Origin of the sequence: Streptomyces boluensis (genome assembly GCF_009908195.1) — a bacterium.
Taxonomy (GTDB): domain Bacteria; phylum Actinomycetota; class Actinomycetes; order Streptomycetales; family Streptomycetaceae; genus Streptomyces; species Streptomyces boluensis.
In genome coordinates this window covers 1-19,121 of record NZ_JAAAHS010000015.1, presented here as the reverse complement: position 1 = coordinate 19,121, position 19,121 = coordinate 1, and the positions used below count along the sequence as shown (strand labels likewise).

General features: G+C 69.5%; 17 protein-coding genes, 1 pseudogene and 1 riboswitch. Of the genes and pseudogenes, 7 read left to right on the top strand and 11 right to left on the bottom strand.

The features are described from left to right. Window positions 1-223 precede the first annotated feature (223 nt). The 9 genes from GUY60_RS03830 to GUY60_RS03790 all read right to left on the bottom strand — a co-directional run bounded on the left by GUY60_RS03830 (window position 224) and on the right by GUY60_RS03790 (window position 9,383). Window positions 224-1,216: a substrate-binding domain-containing protein gene (locus tag GUY60_RS03830; RefSeq protein WP_161693727.1), complete on the bottom strand. Its 993-nt coding sequence runs from the start codon at window positions 1,214-1,216 to the stop codon at window positions 224-226. Next, window positions 1,213-1,716: a MarR family winged helix-turn-helix transcriptional regulator gene (locus tag GUY60_RS03825; protein ID WP_161693725.1), complete on the bottom strand. Its 504-nt coding sequence runs from the start codon at window positions 1,714-1,716 to the stop codon at window positions 1,213-1,215. Before GUY60_RS03825 ends, GUY60_RS03830 begins: the two co-directional genes overlap by 4 nt. After that, window positions 1,713-2,594 (bottom strand): fumarylacetoacetate hydrolase family protein, encoded by an 882-nt coding sequence (locus GUY60_RS03820; protein ID WP_161693723.1) that lies wholly within the window; start codon window positions 2,592-2,594, stop codon window positions 1,713-1,715. The genes GUY60_RS03825 and GUY60_RS03820 overlap by 4 nt, the downstream gene beginning before the upstream one ends. An 80-nt stretch (window positions 2,595-2,674) precedes the next feature. Further along, window positions 2,675-3,787 carry an ABC transporter substrate-binding protein gene (locus tag GUY60_RS03815; RefSeq protein WP_161693721.1) on the bottom strand — a complete coding sequence of 371 codons (1,113 nt, stop codon included), beginning with the start codon at window positions 3,785-3,787 and terminating at the stop codon, window positions 2,675-2,677. Between the two features lie 39 nt (window positions 3,788-3,826). Next, window positions 3,827-4,918, bottom strand: coding sequence for an ABC transporter ATP-binding protein (locus tag GUY60_RS03810; protein ID WP_161693719.1), 1,092 nt, complete (start codon window positions 4,916-4,918; stop codon window positions 3,827-3,829). Window positions 4,919-4,920: 2 nt separating this feature from the next. Continuing rightward, complete coding sequence (locus tag GUY60_RS03805) at window positions 4,921-6,693, bottom strand: ABC transporter permease (protein WP_161693717.1); 1,773 nt, start codon at window positions 6,691-6,693, stop codon at window positions 4,921-4,923. Window positions 6,694-6,698: 5 nt separating this feature from the next. Beyond that, window positions 6,699-7,139 (bottom strand): type II 3-dehydroquinate dehydratase, encoded by a 441-nt coding sequence (locus GUY60_RS03800; RefSeq protein ID WP_161693715.1) that lies wholly within the window; start codon window positions 7,137-7,139, stop codon window positions 6,699-6,701. 1 nt (window position 7,140) lies between these two features. After that, window positions 7,141-8,352 carry an FAD-dependent monooxygenase gene (locus tag GUY60_RS03795; protein WP_161693713.1) on the bottom strand — a complete coding sequence of 404 codons (1,212 nt, stop codon included), beginning with the start codon at window positions 8,350-8,352 and terminating at the stop codon, window positions 7,141-7,143. Then, a complete protein-coding gene (locus GUY60_RS03790; protein WP_161693711.1) occupies window positions 8,349-9,383 on the bottom strand; it encodes a cupin domain-containing protein in 1,035 nt (344 codons plus the stop codon). Before GUY60_RS03790 ends, GUY60_RS03795 begins: the two co-directional genes overlap by 4 nt. 579 nt (window positions 9,384-9,962) lie before the next feature. Between GUY60_RS03790 and GUY60_RS03785 the strand changes: the two genes are divergently transcribed. The 5 genes and pseudogenes from GUY60_RS03785 (at window position 9,963) to GUY60_RS03770 (ending at window position 16,138) form a co-directional block, all read left to right on the top strand. Then, window positions 9,963-12,437, top strand: a complete 2,475-nt coding sequence (locus tag GUY60_RS03785) for a SpoIIE family protein phosphatase (protein ID WP_161693709.1) — start codon at window positions 9,963-9,965, stop codon at window positions 12,435-12,437. A 286-nt stretch (window positions 12,438-12,723) separates the two neighbouring features. Continuing rightward, window positions 12,724-12,837: pseudogene (locus GUY60_RS39650) on the top strand (IS5/IS1182 family transposase); the annotation flags it as partial. 243 nt (window positions 12,838-13,080) lie between these two features. After that, window positions 13,081-13,195, top strand: a riboswitch (SAM riboswitch). A 43-nt stretch (window positions 13,196-13,238) separates the two neighbouring features. Continuing rightward, window positions 13,239-13,355, top strand: a complete 117-nt coding sequence (locus GUY60_RS39895; protein WP_376771151.1) for a putative leader peptide — start codon at window positions 13,239-13,241, stop codon at window positions 13,353-13,355. A 114-nt stretch (window positions 13,356-13,469) separates the two neighbouring features. Beyond that, window positions 13,470-14,741 (top strand): LLM class flavin-dependent oxidoreductase, encoded by a 1,272-nt coding sequence (locus GUY60_RS03775; RefSeq protein WP_161693705.1) that lies wholly within the window; start codon window positions 13,470-13,472, stop codon window positions 14,739-14,741. A gap of 20 nt (window positions 14,742-14,761) precedes the next feature. Continuing rightward, the gene (locus tag GUY60_RS03770; RefSeq protein WP_161693703.1) at window positions 14,762-16,138 is read left to right on the top strand and encodes an NtaA/DmoA family FMN-dependent monooxygenase; all 1,377 of its coding nucleotides are present in this window, start codon (window positions 14,762-14,764) and stop codon (window positions 16,136-16,138) included. Window positions 16,139-16,433: 295 nt separating this feature from the next. Here the strand turns inward: GUY60_RS03770 and GUY60_RS39645 are convergent, their stop codons facing one another. Both GUY60_RS39645 and GUY60_RS03760 read right to left on the bottom strand, forming a co-directional pair. Then, complete coding sequence (locus GUY60_RS39645) at window positions 16,434-16,580, bottom strand: hypothetical protein (RefSeq protein WP_161693701.1); 147 nt, start codon at window positions 16,578-16,580, stop codon at window positions 16,434-16,436. A gap of 129 nt (window positions 16,581-16,709) precedes the next feature. Beyond that, window positions 16,710-17,273 (bottom strand): helix-turn-helix domain-containing protein, encoded by a 564-nt coding sequence (locus tag GUY60_RS03760; RefSeq protein WP_161693763.1) that lies wholly within the window; start codon window positions 17,271-17,273, stop codon window positions 16,710-16,712. Window positions 17,274-17,524: 251 nt separating this feature from the next. Between GUY60_RS03760 and GUY60_RS03755 the strand changes: the two genes are divergently transcribed. Together GUY60_RS03755 and GUY60_RS03750 are read left to right on the top strand one after the other, a co-directional pair. Continuing rightward, entirely contained in the window at window positions 17,525-18,637 is a 1,113-nt protein-coding gene (locus GUY60_RS03755; protein ID WP_312866172.1) for an arylsulfotransferase family protein, read from the top strand. Then, the coding region (locus tag GUY60_RS03750) for a solute carrier family 23 protein (RefSeq protein WP_312866171.1) at window positions 18,634-19,121 on the top strand (488 nt) is incomplete at its 3' end. The genes GUY60_RS03755 and GUY60_RS03750, both read left to right, overlap by 4 nt.

The window sequence follows — 19,121 nt, the reverse complement described above, 5'->3', positions numbered from 1 at the left end:
CCCCCGCCGAGTCCGCGTCCGGCGGCCCGCCGACCCGCTCACCTCGACGCCAGCCGGACCATGTCTCAATCAACATTCCATAGCAGGTGCGGGTGACCTCCCCATCAACAAGCAGGGCGTGCTGGACAGCTACGAGGCGCCGGCCCCGATCCTCGCCGCAGTGGGCTGAGGCTCAGCGTCCTCGGGCAGCGGCTCCCCGATGTCGCGCAGATCCGCTGTGTGGTCAGACGCGGTAGGCGTCCAGGGTCTCGCCGGCGAAGATCCGTTCAGGCGTGAACAGATCTTCGGTGAGGCCTTGTTCATGCATGTACCGCAGGAGTGTGCGCAAAGTGATGTCGTTGGCGGCCGCGCCGTACGGCCAGAAGTCCATGCCCATGACCGAGCGGGTGCGCTCGACCTCCTCGTACAGCCAGGGCAGCGAGTAGCGAAGGGCGTTGGTCTCGCCGATCCGGCGCAGGGCCAGCGCTCGGGACTCCTCGAACGCCTTGTACAGAGAGCGGGCAAGCCACGGCCGGGCGTCGTAGACGTCACGCCGCAGCGCCACCACATGCATGATCGGGAAGATCCCGGTGTCCGCGAAATACTTCTCCTCGACCTGGCGCGGGTCGGGGAACAGCCGGGTGATGCGCGAGTCCGCCTGGGCGAACGGCAGGGGCATCCGGGCACTGTACAGGGCGTCGATCTCACCGTCAAGGAGCATGTCGGCGAGGGTCCGGCCGGGACCGATCGGCTCGATCTCGACACCGAGGTGGTCGGGCAGCGGCAGTTTCTCGACCCGGCCCGGCTGGTGGAGACCACCGGTGCGGTAACGAGGCGCGGCGACCGGCAGGTTGTGGCGCTCGGCGAGCGTGCCCCGGATCCATACGGCGGCCGTCATCTGATATTCGGGGATGCCCACGAGGCGCCCTGCCAGGTCGGCGGGCTCACGAATGCCGGCGTCGGCGTTGACGTATATGCCGTTGTGGCGGAATGTCCGCGAGGGAAAGACGGGGATGGCTATGAAGTCGCCTGAGCGGGCGAGGTTCATCACGTACGAGGACAGTGACAACTCGGCGGCGTCGAACTCCTTGTGCCGCAGCATCCGGTAGAAGATCTCTTCCGGGGGAAGCGCGATGTAGGTGAGTTCGGCGCCCTCGGGGACGATGGCGCCGGTACGCAGCGCCTCCGTGCGGTCGTACTCTCCGCACGCCAGGGCCACGGGGACAGGGATACTCATGCGCGGTCTCCTCCTGGGGGCGTCGCATCACGGATCGCCTCGCCGGACTCGACGAGGTTCTGCAGGATCCGGACGAGTTCCTTGCGGTCGTCGTCGGGCAGGATCTCGACCAGGCGGTCGGTCATCGCGGCGGCGGCCCGGGAGACTTCGGTGAACAGCCGCACTCCGTCCGGGGAGAGCGACAGCAGGTTGCGCCGCCGGTCCACCGTGTCCTTGGTGCGGGTGAGGTAGCCCCGGGCGGCGAGCCGGTTGACGACCTCCGCGACGGTGGAGGTGTCCAGGGAGACCCTGCGGGAGATGGAGTTCTGGTCCGTTTCGGGCTCCTCGGCCACCGCGCTCAGCACGGCGAACTGCGTGGAGGTCACCTCCGCGGAGACCAGGGACACCCACATGGACGTATGGACCTGCTGGGCGCGGCGGATGAGGTGGCCGGGCTGCTGGTACATGTCGATGCGCAGGGCCGCCTCCAGAGCTTCGCTGTCGGGTTTCTGATCGGTCATCGCTCCCCCTTGTGTCCGGGTCGGTCGAGGTACGGTATGGCGCCGTCCGCGCTCACGGCGACCTCAAGGGTTCCGATGCGATCGATCGTCAGGGAAATCGTGTCTCCGTCGGAGAGGGGACCGACCCCGGCTGGGGTACCGGTGGCGATGACGTCCCCGGGGTGGAGGGTCATCGCGGCGCTGGCGTAGGCGATGAGTTCGCCAACTCCGTAGATCAGCTTGCTCGTCGAGGTGTGCTGGCGCAGAACGCCGTTGACGGAGCAGCGCAGTTCGAGCGCGGAGGGATCGGGTATCTCGTCGGCGGTGGTGATCCAGGGGCCGATGGGGGTGAACGTGTCGAACGACTTGCGCAGGGAGCGGTCCTCGGTGGAGCGGACGGTGATGTCGAGGACGCAGGTGTAGCCGAAGATGTGGTCGAGGGCGTCCTTGGGGTCGACATGACGGGCGGTCTTGCCGATGACGACGGCGAGTTCGCCCTCCTGGTCGGTGCGCTTATCCGACCAGGGCAGCCTGATGGTGCTGCGGTGACCGGTGACGGAGGTCGGGGCCTTGAGGAACAGTCCCCAGTCCACGATGGTCGCCGAGTCCGGCATCTCGTCCACGTGGTCGTAGTAGTTGGCGGGCGCGCCCATGATCTTGCCGGGGCGTGGCAGCGGTGGCTTCCAGTCGAGGCCGGCTGCGGCCCGCCGGGGAAGGTCCGCGAGCCGCTCCCGCGTCAGTTCGGCGGCGAAGTCGTAGCCGTGCTCGATGAGCCGGTGCAGTGGTTCGCCGCCGGTCAGTTCACTCACGTCCACGGCCGCGCGGCCGTGGATGTCAGCCGCGTCGTCGCCGTCGAGGACGACCGCGGTCCGGCCTTCGGCGAACACTCCGATACGCATGGGGTGTTGTCCCTCCTTGCTTGTCTGTCACCGGTCGGCGTCGGCCGGCGCCTTGGTCGGTTCGGCCGCCTCGGGCAGCGTCACTTCTGGACGTTCTTGACGATGTCGAGCGTCATTCCCAGCTCGGCGGACTGCTGCGCTGCGGGGATCTCCGGAATGGCCTTGCTCTGGATGTCGGCCATCACGGGCAGGCCCTCGGGAGCCGGGGTTCCGGAGCGGGTGCCGTAGACGCCGGCCTTGGACAACGCCGTCTGGCCCTCCTCGGTGTGCAGCCAGTTGACCAGGAGCTTGGAGGCGTTGGGTGCGGGGGCGCCCTTGAGCAGGCAGACGTACTGCGTATCGAAGCGGGCGCCTTCGCTGGTCGGGAAGACGAAGCCGACGGGGAGCTTCTTGTCCTTGGCGGCGGTGAAGACGGCGGAGTTGTTGGCCACCATCACCTGACGCTCGCCCCGGGCCAGGGACTGCTCGGCCAGGGCCGCGGTGTCGACGGTCTGCGGCTTGTTGGCCGACAGGCCCTTGATCCAGCCCTCGTCGAGCTTCTTCTCGGCCAGGAGGTTGGAGATCATCAGGGAGGTGACTCCCACGATGCCCGGGTCGGCCTGGACCAGCTTGCCTCTCCACTTGGGGTCGGCCAGTTCCTTCCAGCTCTTGGGTGCCTTGTCCGCCTTGATCTTGTCGGTGTTGTACTCGATACCCACGGCGAAGCGTGCGAAGGCGGAGTAGGGGCTGCCCGCGCCGGCCTCGTCGGCCGCCTTGCCGGTGGCGGTGAACGGCTTGTAGGACTCGCACTGCTCGGCCTGGTCGCTGGCCGCGATGCCGGAGCCGCCGTTGGTCTGCACCGAGCCCGCGTGCTTGCCGCTGGAGAACTCCTGGGCGAGCTTGGTGATCAGCTGCTGGCCGAAGACCGGTTGCGGCACGATCTTGATGGCCGGGTAGCGCTTCTGGAAGGCGGCGTAGGCGGTCGCGTAGAAGTTCTGGCTGGGACCGTAGACGAGGATCTGGCTCTCGTGCTTGTCCTGGGCGGCCTGGTAGAGAGCTCCGAGCTGCTTCTCCGAGCTGCTGCCACCGACCTTGTCGGCGCCGCCGGCGGACGTGGGGGCGGGGGCCGTGTCGGGACCGGCGCTGCAGCCTGCGGCAGCGAGCAGAGCGGTGGCGGCGACAGCGGCGCACAGCGGTGCCTTGCGTATATGCATGGTGGTCGTCCTCCGGGTGCGGGTGGTTGGGCGACTCGTTCAGGCCACGGCGAGCAATGCGCCGGGCTGGGGAACGAGGGAGACGCGGTCGCCGGGGCGCGCGGTCGCGGGCGCGGGGGTGCGCACCCGTACGGTGTGGGGGCCGACACGCATCGTGTACTCGGCCTGGTCGCCGAGGTAGGCGGCGGTCAGCACTTCGGCGGGAACTCCCGATGGGGTGGCGGTGTTCTCGACCGAGGGGGTGGGGGTGAAGGAGAAGGCGTTGGCCCGTACGACGACGGTGGCCTTCTCGCCTGCGGTTGGCGGCTGCCCGGTGGGGCGGGCCGACACGGGCTCGGGGAAGCCGTCGACCTGGACAACGACCTGGTCGAGGTCGGCTTTCACCACGACCCCGGGCAACAGGTTCTCGAAGCCCACGAAGTCGGCGACGAAGGCGTTGGCGGGGTCGGCGTAGATCTGCGTCGGCGTGCCGACCTGCTGGATGCGGCCGTCGTGCATGACGACGATCCGGTCGGAGAGGGTCAGTGCCTCGATCTGGTCGTGCGTGACGTACACCGAGGTGGCCGGGAGCCGCTCGTGCAGGAGCTGCAACTGCTCGCGCATGGAGGCTCGCAGGCGGGCGTCGAGGTTGGACAGCGGCTCGTCGAACAGGACCAGGCCCGGCTGCGCGACGAGGGCGCGAGCGAGTGCGACACGTTGTTGCTGGCCGCCGGACAGAGCGCCCACCGAGCGGTCGGCGAGCTGCCCCAGGCCGACGGTCTCCAGCGATTCCCGCACCCGTGAGGCGATCTCGGGGCGGGGTGTGTGACGCATCTTCAGCGGATAGGCGACATTGCCTTTGACGGTCATGTGGGGCCACAGGGCGTAGCTCTGGAAGACCATGCCGAGGCCGCGCTTCTCGGGCGGTACGAAGGTGCCCAAGCTGTCGACGACGACCTTGCCGTTGATGAGGATCTCGCCGGCGTCGGGCTTCTCGAGTCCGGCGATGCAGCGCAGGGTGGTGGTCTTCCCGCAGCCGCTGGGCCCGAGCAGGGTGAGGAACTCGCCGTCGGAGATGTCCAGATCGAGCCCGTCGACGACGCAGGCGTCGCCGTAGCGCTTGGTCAGGCCCCGGATGGTGACAGCGGCCATGGCTATTCCACTCCTGAGTTGGTGAGTGCGGGGCGGGACGGAATCGACGGCACCGTGGGCGTCACGGACGCGGTGGCCGCCCTCGCGGTGGGGGCCTTGGGGCTCGAAGCCCTGCCGCGTATCAGCCAGGCCACGGCGCCCAGGACGAGGGCGAGGCAGACCACGGCACCGAGGAGCAGCACGAACAGCGCCGCCGCCCGGGTGACCTCGCCCTGCACGTTGAGCTGGTAGACCAGAACGGCCACGGGCTGGTTGGCGGGGCGGGAGAGCAGGATGGGCACTTCGAAGTTGCCGGCGATCTGGATGGCGGTGATCAGCCAGGCCGCCAGGCAGCTCGGCAGGATGAGCCGGGCGACGATGCCGACGCCCATCCGCAGTGATGAGGCTCCGGAAACCCGCGCGGACTCCTCGAGTTCGCGGCCGACCTGGGCGAGGGCCGCGTCCATGGCGCGTCCGGCGACCGGGGTGGAGGCCACGACGAGGCCGATCAGCACGATAGTGACCGTTCCGAACAGTGACCGCAGGAACGGCACCGACAGGAACGTCCACACCAGTGCGAGTCCGAGGATGATGCCCTGGACCGCCCACGGCAGCCAGGAGGACAGCTCCAGGCCACGTCGCAGCCTCAGCGAGCCGTGCCGTCCGACCATCGCCGTCAGCAGGGACAGGGCGACGGCCAGCGCCCCGCCGACGACGGCGTACTGGGCGGTGTTGATCAGCGCGGGCATGACCTGGGGATCATCCAGCAGCGCCGTGAAGTTGTCGGCGGAGAAGCGGTTGATCCCGAAGACCGGCTGAAGGGATCCCAGGACGATCTGGATGACGGGCAGGACCAAAGCGAGCAGCGCGTACACGACGATCACGGCGTTGCACAGCCAGGTCCAGCGACCAAGGTCCCAGGGCTCGGGCCTCGCGCCCTTGCCGCTGACGGTGGTGAACTGCCTGCGGTCCAGAAGTCGCCATTTGATGGCCACCAGGGCGACCACGACCGCGATGAAGATCATGGCGAGAGCGCTGGCGGCGGCGTAGTTGGGCGGGATGTCGTTGTTGGCGAAGTCGAATATCTGGGTGGCGAAGACCTGGAAACCGGCCGGCCTTCCGATGATCAGCGGAATGTCCAGGACGATCAGGCCGATGATGAAGGCGATGATGAAGACGGACATGACCGCGGGGGCCATCACGGGCACATTGACGTGTACGAAGGTTTTCAGCCGCCCGGCGCCCGCGATCAGCGAGGCCTCCTCGAGTCTGCGGTCCATGGCGAGGAACGGGCCGATGAGGATGAAGTAGCCGAGCGAGCAGAGCTTGAGCGAGAGCACGAACCAGACGCCCCAACGCCCGGTCACCGCAAGGGTGTCGGGCAGCCCGACGGCTCCGAGTGCCTCGTTGAGGAGGCCGAACTTCGGTGTGCCAAGGAGGTTCCAGGCCAGGGAGAAGAACAGCGGCGGCGTGGCGAGTACGACGGCCATCAGCGGGGTGACCAACCGGCGCAGTGCCGCGTCGGTTCGCGAGACGATCCAGGCGAAGGCCACCGCCAGTGCGGTCGCGCTCAGCCCCGCCATGACCGCGAGCCACAGGGAGTTGCCGAGTGTCGAGTAGGTGCGGGAGTCGGCGAAGGCGTCGGTCAGGCCGGTGAGGCTGAAGTCGCCGGGCAGGCCGGGCGGTGCGGTGCGGAAGGCCCCGTACACGGTCATGGCGATGGGCAGGACGTAGAGGATGCCCACCAGTGCGAGCAGCGCGGCGATTCCCAGGCGGCTGCGGTTGAACAGTCTCACCGACGTCACCCGCTTTTGTGGTGCAGGGCTTGGAGGGCGAACCGGTAGCCGCGCCATCCCGCGCCCGCGAGGTACACGTTGGCCACCGGGAGGAAGATGTCGGGCTCGGGCTGCGGGCCGTAGCGGTGCAGCTCGGAGAGGTGTACGACGGCGATCGGGACGCACGCGTCCTGGACGGCGGTGCGCAGTGACCAGCCCGCGCGCGTGAGTCCGGCCGGATTGAGGATGATCCCGGCCAGGCCCTCCTGGTCCTGTTGTTCGTGCAGCCAGTCGATCAGGGCGCCCTCGTGGTTGGACTGGAAGTGGGCCGTCTCGACGCCGAGTTCATCGGCGCATTCGTCGATGTCGGCCTGGACGTCGGCGAGCGTGTGGTGGCCGTAACGTGCCGGGTCGCGCTTGCCGAGCCGGTTGAGATTGGGGCCTTGGAGTACCGCGTAGCGTGGCATGTCAACTCCTGAGGGCGTACAGGTCGACGTGGGCGGGGAGCGCCCGGGACGGGAGGGTGCCGTCGGCTCGGTACAACCAGTCGGTGTACGCGTAGCGGTCCTCGGCGCTGAGGCGGGCGAGGAAGTGGTCGCGCAGCAGGGCCGCGGCGCCGCCGAAGTGGCAGAAGTCGCCGACGAAGCGGGTGAGTTCCTGGACCGCGGAACTGCGCGGGAAGCGCGCGGCCTCGTAGGACTTGAACGCGGCGGCCGGGTCGCCGGGGGTCTCGGCGAGCGCGGCGCCCAGCGCGAGCGCGTCCTCCAAGGCTTGGCAGGCGCCTTGCGCGAGGTACTGGTTCATGGGGTGCGCGGCGTCGCCGAGCAGGGTGATCCTGCCCTGGGCCCAGCCGGCGAGCGGCTTGCGGTCGCACAGCGGCCAGCGCTTGCCGATGTCCATCTCGGCGACGGCCTGTCGCACGTAGGCCATGGCTCCGGCGAACTTCTCCGTCAGCTCCTGCGGGGTGCCCCACTCATCGGTGCCGGGCTCGCCGCGGGTGGATTTGAAGGACGCGACGCGATTGAGCATGGTTCCGCCGCTGATCGGATACTGCATGTAGTGGATGCCGTCGCCCACGTAGAGCATCACGGCGTCCTCGATGCCCTCGGGCCTGGGACCCGGGCCCCGGTAGACGACGTACGAGGACAGCAACGGCGGCTCGGCGTCGAGGAGTTGGGCTCTGATCACCGAGCGCAGTCCGTCGGCCGCGACGAGCGCGTCCGCGGTGAGGGAGGTTCCGTCGGCGCAGTGTGCGGTGGCGGATTCGCCGTCCTGGCCGACCTCGGTGATCTCTTTGCCGGGGACGAGGGTGACCAGACCGGTCCCACGGCAGGCGGTGATGAGTGCGGTGAGCAGTTCACCGCGGTGCATGACCGCGTAGGGCGCGCCGTACCGTTCCTCGAAGGCCTCGCCGAACGGCAGGGAGAAGATCTCCTCGCCGGTGGTGATGTCGGTCAGCGCCCAGCGGCTGGGCAGTACGGCGCGCCCGGCCAGGCCGTCCAGGACGCCCAGCTCGCGCAGGACGCGCCAGGCGTTGGGGCCGATCTGGAGTCCCGCTCCGACCTCGCCGAACTCTGCGGCTCGTTCGAGAACGGTGACGGTGATGCCGCGACGGGCGCAGGCGAGTGCGGTGGCGACGCCCCCGATTCCACCGCCGGCGATGAGGATCTCGGTGCTCACGCTCGCTTCTCCTTGCGCTGGAGACCGAAGGGCTCGAGCAGCGGCAGGTCGCTCATCTCGAACAGGACGACTTCGGTGTCGGGGTCGGGAACGTGCTCGTACCAGGTCCAGGCGGGAACGGCGAAGAAGTCCTTCTCGTCCCAGTCCAGGCGCTCTCCGCCGACGATGCTGTGACCGCTGCCGCGGGCGACGCAGAAGACGCCGCTGGAGACATGGCGCTGGGCCTTGGTCGGCTCGGGGAGCAACGACAGGTAGCAGGCCATGGTCGGCAGGACATGTCCGCCGGTCAGGGGATTGGTGTACTCGAGTTTCACACCGTTGTGCGGGTCCGTTCCGGACTCGGCGAGCTTCTTGAGCGCGGCGTAGGTCGTCCCCCACTTGTAGTTCATGATCGGGGAGTGCGGATGCGCCGGGCGGTCGGCGGTGGGGGTGAGGCCGGCTCCGTAGCGCTCAAGGCTGTAGCCCTCGGGCTTGTCGAGTTCCTGGAGGCCGCCGCTCGGATGGTCCTCGTAGAAGTTGGCGCGCATCTGCTTGACGAAGGGCACATCGAGCCCGTCGAGCCAGATCATCGGCTCGTCACCGGGGTGGCGGTGGTCGTGCCAGGTGTTCGCCGGGGTGAGCACCAGGTCTCCGGGCTCCATCAGGACCGGCTCGCCCTCGACGGTAGTGTATCCCGCTCCGGCCAGCATGAAGCGGATGGCTCCGGGGCTGTGTCGGTGAGCCGGGGCGTTCTCTCCGGGGAGGACGAGCTGGTACCCGGCCACGAGGGTGTGGGTGGTGCCGAACACTCTCGAAGGGTTGTGGGCGTTGAGGGCACGGCGGTCGGCCTCGTCGACGCCCAGGTCCATCACCTCGGTGGCCTGGTGAAGCAGCGGCTCCAGGCCGCGCCACCGCCACACGTGGGGCACCTCCGCGACGCCGGGTTCGGGGTCCGTGGTGCCGGGGATCCGCCACAACGGGGCGACTCTGGCCTCCTGGAGACGGCCGTAGTAGTCGGCGCCGGTGACGCTCTTTACGGGGGCTGCGTTCACAACAGTGGTCCCTTGCACACGCTGCGTCCGCAACAATTATTCCGTGCACGTATCTTCAGTGGACGTAAGAAAAGCAGCGCCGTCCGAGACCGTCAAGACTTCGGACACCTCGATCACGCATGCCGGGCACAACACAGGGGCGCCGCGCGCGAACCGGACCGCGAGCCGGATCCGTCGCCGCGCCCCGCGTGGCCTCTCACGATGCGATCTCCGCAGGTAGACCTGGCGAACAGCACCGGACGCGGCAGCTTGCGAAACGGTCCCCCAGGCGGCCGGCGATCGCGCAAATACGGACGGTGCTGCCCCGCCCCCGCCTCTCTCCGCCCGACCTGCCCGGACAAAGAAGGTGCCGCCGACTCCTCAGCGCCATCGGCAGGCACGTCACGCCATCAAGCCACCCACTGGCTCAGCCCGAACCCGGCACTGTAGCCATCGGCACAATTCAGTCGGATGAAGTGGTGCCACAAGAGGGCCGGCGGACACTTCACCCCTCCCCGCCGCGTCCGAGAGCGCCCTGCGCCCATGCATGTCAAGCAGGCGAGCGGGACCATGGAGGGACAAGGATGTTGAGGTGGGTGGATGTCATCGACACCTGAGCCGTCGAGGGCTCGTTCCGACATACCGCCGCCTGCAGATCCGGGTGCGCCTTTGGACGCGGCCAATGACGCGTCTGCGGTGGTGAACGATGCCGGCAGGATCGTGGTGTGGACCCGAGGGGCGGAAGAAGCCCTCGGATACTCCGCGACGGAAACGATCGGCCGGTCCGCCGCGATGCTGTTGTCCGACCCGGGCGACCGGTTCCGTGCGACGGGAGTCGCCGAGCACTGCCGCACGGGCACGGGGTGGAGCGGACAGATAGGGGCCCGCCACCGCGACGGCCGTCGCATCGAATTGCCGCTGCGGGTGTCCGCGTCGTTCCAACTCGGCGGGCAGGACTGCTATCTGGTCTCGGCGCGAGAACAGAGATCGCAAGGGGCCATCGGGCAGCCCGTGATGGACTGGTTCCTGACCCGGTCGCCCGTCGGCATGGCAGTCGTGGACACGGAGCTGCGCTACGTCTGGATCAACGACACCCTGGAGCGCTTCGGCGGGGTCCCCCGTGAACAGCGGTTGGGCAAGCGTCTGAGCGAGCTGCTGCCCGGGCTGCAGGCCGAGTCCCTCGAAGAAGTCATGGGCAAGGTGCTGAGGACCGGTGTGGCGGTCGCCGACTACGAGTACGTGGGCTGGAGTTGGGCCGACCCGCATCGACAGCACGCCTACTCGACGTCCTTCTTCCCCATGGTCGATGCCCAGGAAGCCGTGACGGGCGTCTGCTACATGGTTCTCGACGTCACCGACCGCTGGAACGCCCGTCAACTGCTGTCCATGGTCAATGAAGCCGGAGCCTGCGTCGGCAGCACCCTGGACATCATGACGACGGCCCAGGAACTGGCTGACTTCGCCGTACCGCGGTTCGCCGACTTCGTCGTCGTCGACCTTCTGGAGCAGGTCCTCAGCACGCAAGGACACGGGACGTGGCTGTCCGATGCGGGACCGGCGGCCGCGCGGCCCCTTATGCGCCGGGCGGGAATGAGTTCGGTACGCGAAGGCTGCCCTGAGGCGGTCGCCCAGGTGGGCGACCGGGTGGACTTCCTCCCTCCTCCGCATGACGTCGGCCTCCTCGTCCACGGCGAACCGGTCCTCATACCGGTGATCGATCCAGACCATCCCGAGTGGACGGTGCAAGAGCCCTGGAGGGCCGCGAGGATCCGCGAGTTCGGAATGCACTCCCTCATCTCCGTGCCGATGCGGGCGCGGGACACCGTCCTGGGCCTGGCCACATTCACCCGCTCGCTGAACCCCACCTCATTCGATGCGGACGACGCTCTGATGGCCCGGGAAGTCGTCGCACGCGCGGCCGTCTGCGTCGACAACGCACGCCGGTACACCCGCGAACACAACGCGACCGTGACGCTCCAGCACAACCTGCTGCCCCACACCTTGGAGGGCGGCACCGCCGTGGACGTCGCTTCCATGTACCTGCCGGCCGACGCCAAGGACGGCGTGGGCGGAGACTGGTTCGACGTCATCCCCCTGTCCGGCGCCCGCGTCGGCCTGGTCATCGGCGACGTGGTCGGGCACGGTATCAGCGCAGCCGCGACCATGGGCCGGCTGCGCACCGCGGTCCAGACACTCGCCGACATGGACCTGCCTCCCGACGAACTGCTCGCCCACCTGGACGACCTCGTGATCCGCCTCGGTGACGAGGAACGCGACGACGAAACAGCCGACCAGGGCAATATGGGCGTCATCGGGGCAACCTGCCTGTACGCCGTCTACGACCCGGTCACACAACGCTGCGAACTCGCCCGTGCCGGCCACCCCCCACCGGTCGTCGTCACTCCCGAAGGAGCCGTCAGCTTCCTCGAACTGCCCTCCGGCCCACCGCTCGGCCTCGGCGGACTGCCCTTCGAGGCGACCGAGATCGAACTCGCCGAGAACACCCTGATCGGCCTGTACACCGACGGCCTCATCGAGGGGGACGACCAGGACGTCGACCGCGGAATGGCGCGCCTGGGCAGCGCTCTGGCCGAACAGGACGTCCCGCTTGAGACCCTCTGCGCCAACGCCGTGGGAGAACTGTCCGACACCCCTCATGCCGACGACGTCGCGCTGCTACTCGCCCGCACACACGTCCTCACCACCGACAATGTCGCTTCCTGGGACGTGGCCTGCGACCCCGCCGCCGTCTCGGGCGCCCGCACCCTAGCCGCCCGCCAACTCGAGGAATGGGGCCTGGAGGAACTGACCATGACGACCGAACTCATCGTCAGTGAACTGGTCACCAACGCTATCCGCTACGCACCCGGGCACGTACGACTGCGACTGCTGCGCGAAGCCCGCCTGATCTGCGAGGTCACGGACACCAGCAGTACCTCTCCCCGGCTCAGGCACGCCCGGACCACCGACGAAGGAGGCCGCGGCCTCTTCCTCGTGGCCCAGCTCGCCCACCGCTGGGGCACCCGGTACACACGCGAAGGAAAGATCATCTGGGCGGAGCAGGACAACCCGTAGGAATGCGGCGTCGCCGCGCACCTCGCTGCGGGATCGCCCTTGGCAAGTCCGGTGGATGCCGATACATCATCCGGGCAATCCGCCGCCGGGATCCCCGTGGCCCGTGTCGGCGCGCCCGAGGACATCGCCAACGCGGTCTCGTTCTTCGTGGGCGAAGACGCGGGATTCGTCTCCGGCCAGGTGCAAGCGGCATGGGCCGGCCTCGCAGTCGGCCGGGTTGACCAGAGTCTCTGAACGCCTCAACGTTGGTACGGCCGCACTTCCGACCTACAGTCGGCGCGTCTCGCCGAAAAGCATTGGCCGGGGCGGGTGTTGGAGGAACCATCGCCAGGTGATCAACGGGATCCTGTACCGGCTGAGGACCGGCATCCGACGGCGGGATCCGCCGACTCGATTCGGGAAGTGCAGCTGGGCGACGCGGAGACCGCGCGCACCACGGTGATCCGGCATCTGTCCCGGTCCCGGGATCTGTACGTGAAACCGATCCGGGAGGCCCACACGGCGATCCGCTGCTAGGGAGTCCCGGCCGTTCTGCTCGTCGGCCCAACTCGGCGGAATTTCCTGGGCCGTTGGCGCGTTGTGGCCGTGTGACCGTGACCTTGCGGCATTGCGCTGGGCTGCCGCCTCGCGTAGCGTCCAGGCAGGTTATGAGTGTCAGCGTCAAGCCCTGGCTTGCTGACCGGCAACCCTCCTGCGCGGCGGGGTGCTCCAGGTGACGACCAGGTGGAGCCCGATCCCGGGGTTCACAAGCGCGACGGCGGGCTCCGGGCCCGCCGAGCCGGACGGACGGAGGTGACGGCCATGCCGCCGGTGTCCTGCCCGTGCGTCCTGGTGCTCGCCCCGCGTTCCTGCGTCCGTCTTTACTCCCGCGCTCACATCGACCTGCAGCGGGTGGCCGGCGCGCTCTGTCGTTCCTGACGCGCCCCCAGCCTTCGGCCGGGGGTAACCCCGTCTCCCCTCGCTCGCCCGCTGCCGGGCCTCCGGCAACAGGGCAGCGATCACCTACGGTCGTTCGGGAAGGCTCACCCGGTCGTGTCCTCGTCTTCTTCGCTGTCTTCATCTCTGTCTTCTTCGCTGCCCGCATCACTTCACCTAGCCGTCGCGCTGGACGGCGCGGGCTGGCATCCGGCCGCATGGCGCGAGCCCGAAGCCCGCCCGGGGGAACTCTTCACCGCCGCGTACTGGTCCGGCCTCGTCATCGAGGCCGAACGTGGCCTGGTCGACTTCGTGACCATCGAGGATGGACTCGGCCTCCAGTCCTCGTACTTCACGGAGCCCGACGGCCGCACCGACCGGGTACGCGGGCGGCTGGACGCCCTGCTCATCGCCGCCCGCGTCGCCCCGCTCACGCGGCACATAGGGATCGTGCCGACCGTGGTGGCCACCCACACAGAGCCCTTCCACATCTCCAAGGCGATCGCCACCCTCGACTATGTGAGCACCGGCCGCGCCGGCCTGCGCGTCCAGGTCACGGCGCGACACAACGAGGCCGCGCACTTCGGCCGTCGCACGTTTCCTCCCGTGCGCATCAAGGGTGTCGAGCAGTCCGCCGATCCCGTCGTACGGGAGCTGACCACCGAACTCTTCGACGAGGCCACCGACTACGTCGAGGTGGTACGCCGCCTGTGGGACAGCTGGGAGGACGACGCGGAGATACGCGACGCCGCCACCGGCCGTTTCATCGACCGCGACAAGCTGCACTACATCGACTTCCAGGGCAGGCACTTCAGCGTCAAGGGACCCTCGATCACACCCCGGCCGCCCCAAGGGCAGCCAATCGTCAGCGCGCTGGCCCACGAGCACAGTACCGGCGCGCCGTTCCGCCTTGTCGGCAGCTCGCTCGACGTCGGGTACGTCACTCCGTACGACGCCGACCATGCGCGGGCCGTCGTCGCCGCCGTCCGCGCCGAACAGCGGGCGGCGGGGCGGGCCGACGAGGTGGTGCACCTCTTCGGCGACCTCGTGGTCCTCCTGGACGACGACCCGGCCAAGGCCGCCGCCCGCCGGGACCGCCTCGACGAGCTCGCGGGCGAGCCGTACACCAGCGACGCCCCGATCTTCACCGGTACGCCGGTACAACTCGCCGATCTGCTCCAGGAGTTGCGGGCAGCGGGGCTGCCCGGCTTCCGGCTGCGCCCGGCCGTCGTCGCTCACGACCTCCCGCAGATCACCCGTGGTCTGGTCCCCGAACTCCAGCGCCGCGGCGCCTTCCGGACCGCGTACGAGGCCGACACCCTCCGCGGGCTCCTCGGGCTCCCCCGCCCCGCCAACCGCTATGCCGCCGCCGCTGCCGCCACCGCCTGAGCCGGAGGGACCGTACGACCATGAGCAAGCCGCTGAAGCAGATCCATCTGGCCGCCCACTTCCCCGGCGTCAACAACACCACGGTGTGGAGCGACCCCGAGGCCGGCAGTCACATCGAGTTCAGCTCGTTCGCGCACTTCGCGCGCACCGCCGAACGCGCCAAGTTCGACTTCCTGTTCCTCGCCGAGGGGCTCCGGCTGCGCGAACAGGGCGGAAAACTCTACGACTTGGACGTCGTAGGGCGCCCCGACACCTTCACCGTCCTGTCCGCCCTGGCCGCCGTCACCGAGCGCCTCGGCCTGACCGGCACCATCAACTCCACCTTCAACGAGCCCTACGAGGTGGCCCGCCAGTTCGCCAGCCTCGACCACCTTTCCGGCGGACGTGCCGCCTGGAACGTCGTCACCTCCTGGGACGCCTTCACCGGCGAGAACTTCCGCCGCGGAGGCTTCCTTCCGCAGGAGGAGCGCTACTCCCGGGCCAAGGAGTTCCTGGCCACCGCGATCGAACTCCTCGACTCCTGGCACGGGGACGAGATCGTCGCCGACCGGCACAGCGGCACGTTCCTGCGGGACGCGAAGGCCGGAGCCTTCGTGCACCAGGGCCACCACTTCGACATCGAGGGGCAGTTCAACGTCCCGCGCAGCCCACAGGGCCGCCCGGTGATCTTCCAGGCCGGCGACTCGGACGAGGGACGGGAGTTCGCCGCCGCCGACGCGGACGCGATCTTCAGCAGGCACAGCACCCTCAGGGAGGGCCAGGCGTTCTACGCGGACGTCAAGGGCCACCTCGCGAAGCACGGCCGCACCCACGACCAGTTGCTGATCCTGCCCGCAGCCACCTTCGTCCTCGGTGACACGGACGCCGAGGCGCATGAACGGGCCCGGGAGGTACGCCGGCAGCAGGTCAGCGGCGCCACCGCGATCAAGCACCTGGAGTTCGTCTGGAACCGCGACCTGTCCGCGTACGACCCGGACGGCCCGGTGCCCGACATCGACCCCGACCTCGGCGAGCACACCGTCGCGCGCGGCCGCGCCCAGGTGCGGATGTACCGCGACCCCTTGGCCGTCGCCCGGGAGTGGCGGGAGCTCGCGGCCGCCAACAACTGGTCGATCCGCGACCTGGTCATCGAGACCGGCAACCGCCAGTCGTTCGTCGGCACCCCGGCCACCGTCGCCGAGACCATCGACCACTTCGTGCAGGCCGATGCCGCCGACGGCTTCATCCTCGTCCCGCACATCACCCCGGGCGGCCTCGACGTCTTCGCCGACACGGTCGTCCCGCTGCTGCAGGAACGCGGCGTGTTCCGCACCGAGTACGAGGGCACGACCCTGCGCGACCACCTCGGCCTCGCACATCCCGACACCGGCGCACCGAGTGGGCGAGCGGCGTCATGAAGTTCCCCGCCATGTCCCACCCGTACTCGTTGGGACCGTTCCCGTCCGACGTCGCCCCCGTACCGCGGCGAGAGCCCCTGGCCCCGCCCGCAGCCGCCGAGTTCGGCCTGATCGACGCGCTGCACCCCGGCCGCCTCGACCTGGGGCTCGGCCGCTCCGGCGGGCCGCCCGCAGGGCGAGTCCACCACCCCGCCGTCCGCGGCCGTCGTCGACGGCCGCGGCCCCAACGGGCTGCGGATCCCGCCGAAGTTCTCCTTCAAGCACCTCGCGTACCGACGCCGGAGGAAGCCCGCACTCACGTCTGGACCGACGCTGACCGGGCCTCGTCCAGGACCGCGTCGACACGCAGTTCGTCGGCTCCCCGCGGCGGGGCGCCGACCAGCTGGAACAGCTCCAAGAGGCCACTGGCGCCGACGAGTTGCTCGTCCCGGCCATCACCCATGACCACACGGACCGGGTGCGGTCCTACGAGCTGCCGGCGGAGGAGTGGCGACGCCGCTGAGCCGGCGTCCGGGCGGCGGCCGGTGCCGCTCGTACGGGGCCTGAGCCGTCGGTCCCCGGCCGGTTCGGCTCAGGCCCCGCCGGCTTCCACGTGGTCCGACACCGCCACGATCAGCACCCGCGTGCCCGGTGCCGTCGTGCGCCAACGGTGGCGTACGCCGCCCGTGAGGTAGAGCGTGTCCCCGGCCACGAGCCGGTGTGTGCGGCCCTCGGCCTCGACCTCGGCGGCGCCGTCCGCCACGTACAGCAACTCGTCGTTGCGGTGCCGGAATTCACGGTCGGCGTGCTGCTCCCCGGTGAACTCCAGGGCGTGCATCTGCTGTCTGCCGCGCACCAGTGGCCGGGCCCTGGCCTCCGGGGCGAGGGCGGCGTCGGCGTCGGCGCGGACCAGGTCGACGCTGCGCGCCGGCGCGTCGGCAGCGGCCAGCAGCTGCACGGCCGTGGTCTGCAGGGCGTCCGCTACGCGCTGCAGGGAGCGCATGCTGGGCCGGGCACGCTCGTTCTCCATCTGGCTCAGGAACGGGACGGACAGGCCGCTGCGTTCGGCGACCGCGGCGAGCGTGAGGTCGAGGGCGCGCCGCCGGCGGCGGAGCGCATCCCCGAGCCCGGTCGCCCGCTCGTCCGGGGCCCGCACGTCCAAGGCTCGGTCTTCGGAGGTCCGGTCGGCGGAGGCCCGGTCGTCGGAGGTCCCGTCGTCCCGTATCTGGTCGTCCACCTGCGCAGAGTCTCATGCCCCCGCAGGACGCCCCGCACCCGCCCAAGGCTCCGGAGCAGATTTCGTACGCCCGACACACAGTTGCCACACAACTCACCTAGCTTCAAAGAGGTTTCAGCACATCAAAAAAACTTTGACCAACTTGGGAAGTGAGGGCACTCGTGCCTCCCGTGGACCAGAACCAGCGCCGGCGCCGTGGCACCGGACTCATCGCTCTCGACACCGACGCGGCGAGCCCGGGTCACACCCTGTTCGCACCGCTCACCGGCGGCGGCGAGGTGTACCTCGTCGACCTGCACGGCGAGCCGGTGCACACCTGGCACCTGCCGTACCGGCCGGGCCGGCATGCCCGCCTTCTCGCCGACGGACGACTCGCGTACAACGGTGTGCTCCCGGGCGAACAGGCGTTGTTCCCGATGTGGCACAAGTACCGGGGCGGGGTCATGCTCAAGGCCGCCGCCGACGGCACCGTGCTGCACGAGCACCGGGATCCCTACCAGCACCACGACGCCCACCACTTGGACGACGGCCGCATCCTCTACACCGCCCTGGAGCCCCTTCGCGGGGACCGTGCGGCCGCGGTGCGCGGCGGCGTCGCCGGGTCCGAGCCGGACGGCACGGTCTGGGCCGACACCATCAAGGAGGTCGACGCCGACGGCACTTTGCTCTGGTCCTGGCGCGCAGCCGACCATCTCGACCCGGCCGGGTACCCGCTGCACCCGGACTACTCGCGCGAGCACTGGCCCCTGATCAACAGCGTCACCCCGCTCGCCGACGGCAACGTTCTGGCCAGCCTGCGCAGTGTGTCCGCGGTCGTCGTGATCAGCCGCGAGACCGGCGAGGTCCTGTGGCGTACCGAACCCGGCACCGTGTCGCAGCAGCACGACCCCACCGAGCTGGAGAACGGCAACTTCCTCGTCTTCGACAACGGCGTCTTCCGGCCCGGCCACGACGTGCCGTACTCCCGGGTGATCGAGATCGACCGCAACGGCGGCAAGGTCGCATGGGAGTACCACGACCCGGCGCGCGAGTCCTTCTTCGCGCCCTTCATGGGCTCGGCGCAGCGCCTGCCGAACGGCAACACCCTGGTGACGGACTCCCCCGGTGGCCGCATCTTCGAGGTGACGCCGGACGGCTATCTGTGCTGGGAGTACGTGGTGCCGTACTTCGGCAGCTACCAGGAGTCGGAGGTGCGCCGACTCTTCCCGGCCGAGCCGAACGCGCTGTTCCGGGCGTACCGGTACCCGGCGGAGGTCCTCGGCTCCCTGGCGGGTGGTGCGTGAGTCCGCCCGGCGCCGCGGCTGCCTCCGCTGCTGTGGCCCCCGTCGACGAGCGTGTTCCGCTGCGTCGCCTCGCGCCGCTCGCCGTCCAGCACGTCCTGGCCATGGCCGCCGCGCCCGTGTCGACGGTGTTCCTCATCGCGGCCGCGCTGCGCCTCTCCCCCGCGGACACGGCCGCGCTCCTGAGCACCGTCCTGGTGCTGTGCGGCGTGGGTTCGCTGCTGCAGTCGCTCGGTGTCTGGAAGTTCGGGGCGCGGCTGCCGTTCGTGATGCTGCCGGGCGGCGCGGCCGCGGCGATCTTCCTGCAGATCGCCGCGGATCACGGGCCCGCGGTCGCGAGCGGCTCGGTGCTTCTGGCGGCGGGGCTGCTGCTCGCTGTGGTACCGCTGTACGCGCGGATCGTGCGGCTCTTTCCGCCGCTGGTGATGGGGGTGACCGTGCTGCTCATCGGGATCTCCATGATCCGGGTGGCGGCCGGTCTCGTCAC

Coding starts and splice junctions, on each gene's coding strand:
- GUY60_RS03825 (WP_161693725.1), bottom strand. CDS start 1,716: ATGACCGATCAGAAACCCGACAGCGAAGCTCTGGAGGCGGCCCTGCGC.
- GUY60_RS03800 (WP_161693715.1), bottom strand. CDS start 7,139: ATGCCACGCTACGCGGTACTCCAAGGCCCCAATCTCAACCGGCTCGGC.
- GUY60_RS03830 (WP_161693727.1), bottom strand. CDS start 1,216: ATGAGTATCCCTGTCCCCGTGGCCCTGGCGTGCGGAGAGTACGACCGC.
- GUY60_RS39645 (WP_161693701.1), bottom strand. CDS start 16,580: ATGGGTGATGGCCGGGACGAGCAACTCGTCGGCGCCAGTGGCCTCTTG.
- GUY60_RS03785 (WP_161693709.1), top strand. CDS start 9,963: ATGTCATCGACACCTGAGCCGTCGAGGGCTCGTTCCGACATACCGCCG.
- GUY60_RS03820 (WP_161693723.1), bottom strand. CDS start 2,594: ATGCGTATCGGAGTGTTCGCCGAAGGCCGGACCGCGGTCGTCCTCGAC.
- GUY60_RS03770 (WP_161693703.1), top strand. CDS start 14,762: ATGAGCAAGCCGCTGAAGCAGATCCATCTGGCCGCCCACTTCCCCGGC.
- GUY60_RS39895 (WP_376771151.1), top strand. CDS start 13,239: ATGCCGCCGGTGTCCTGCCCGTGCGTCCTGGTGCTCGCCCCGCGTTCC.
- GUY60_RS03810 (WP_161693719.1), bottom strand. CDS start 4,918: ATGGCCGCTGTCACCATCCGGGGCCTGACCAAGCGCTACGGCGACGCC.
- GUY60_RS03815 (WP_161693721.1), bottom strand. CDS start 3,787: ATGCATATACGCAAGGCACCGCTGTGCGCCGCTGTCGCCGCCACCGCT.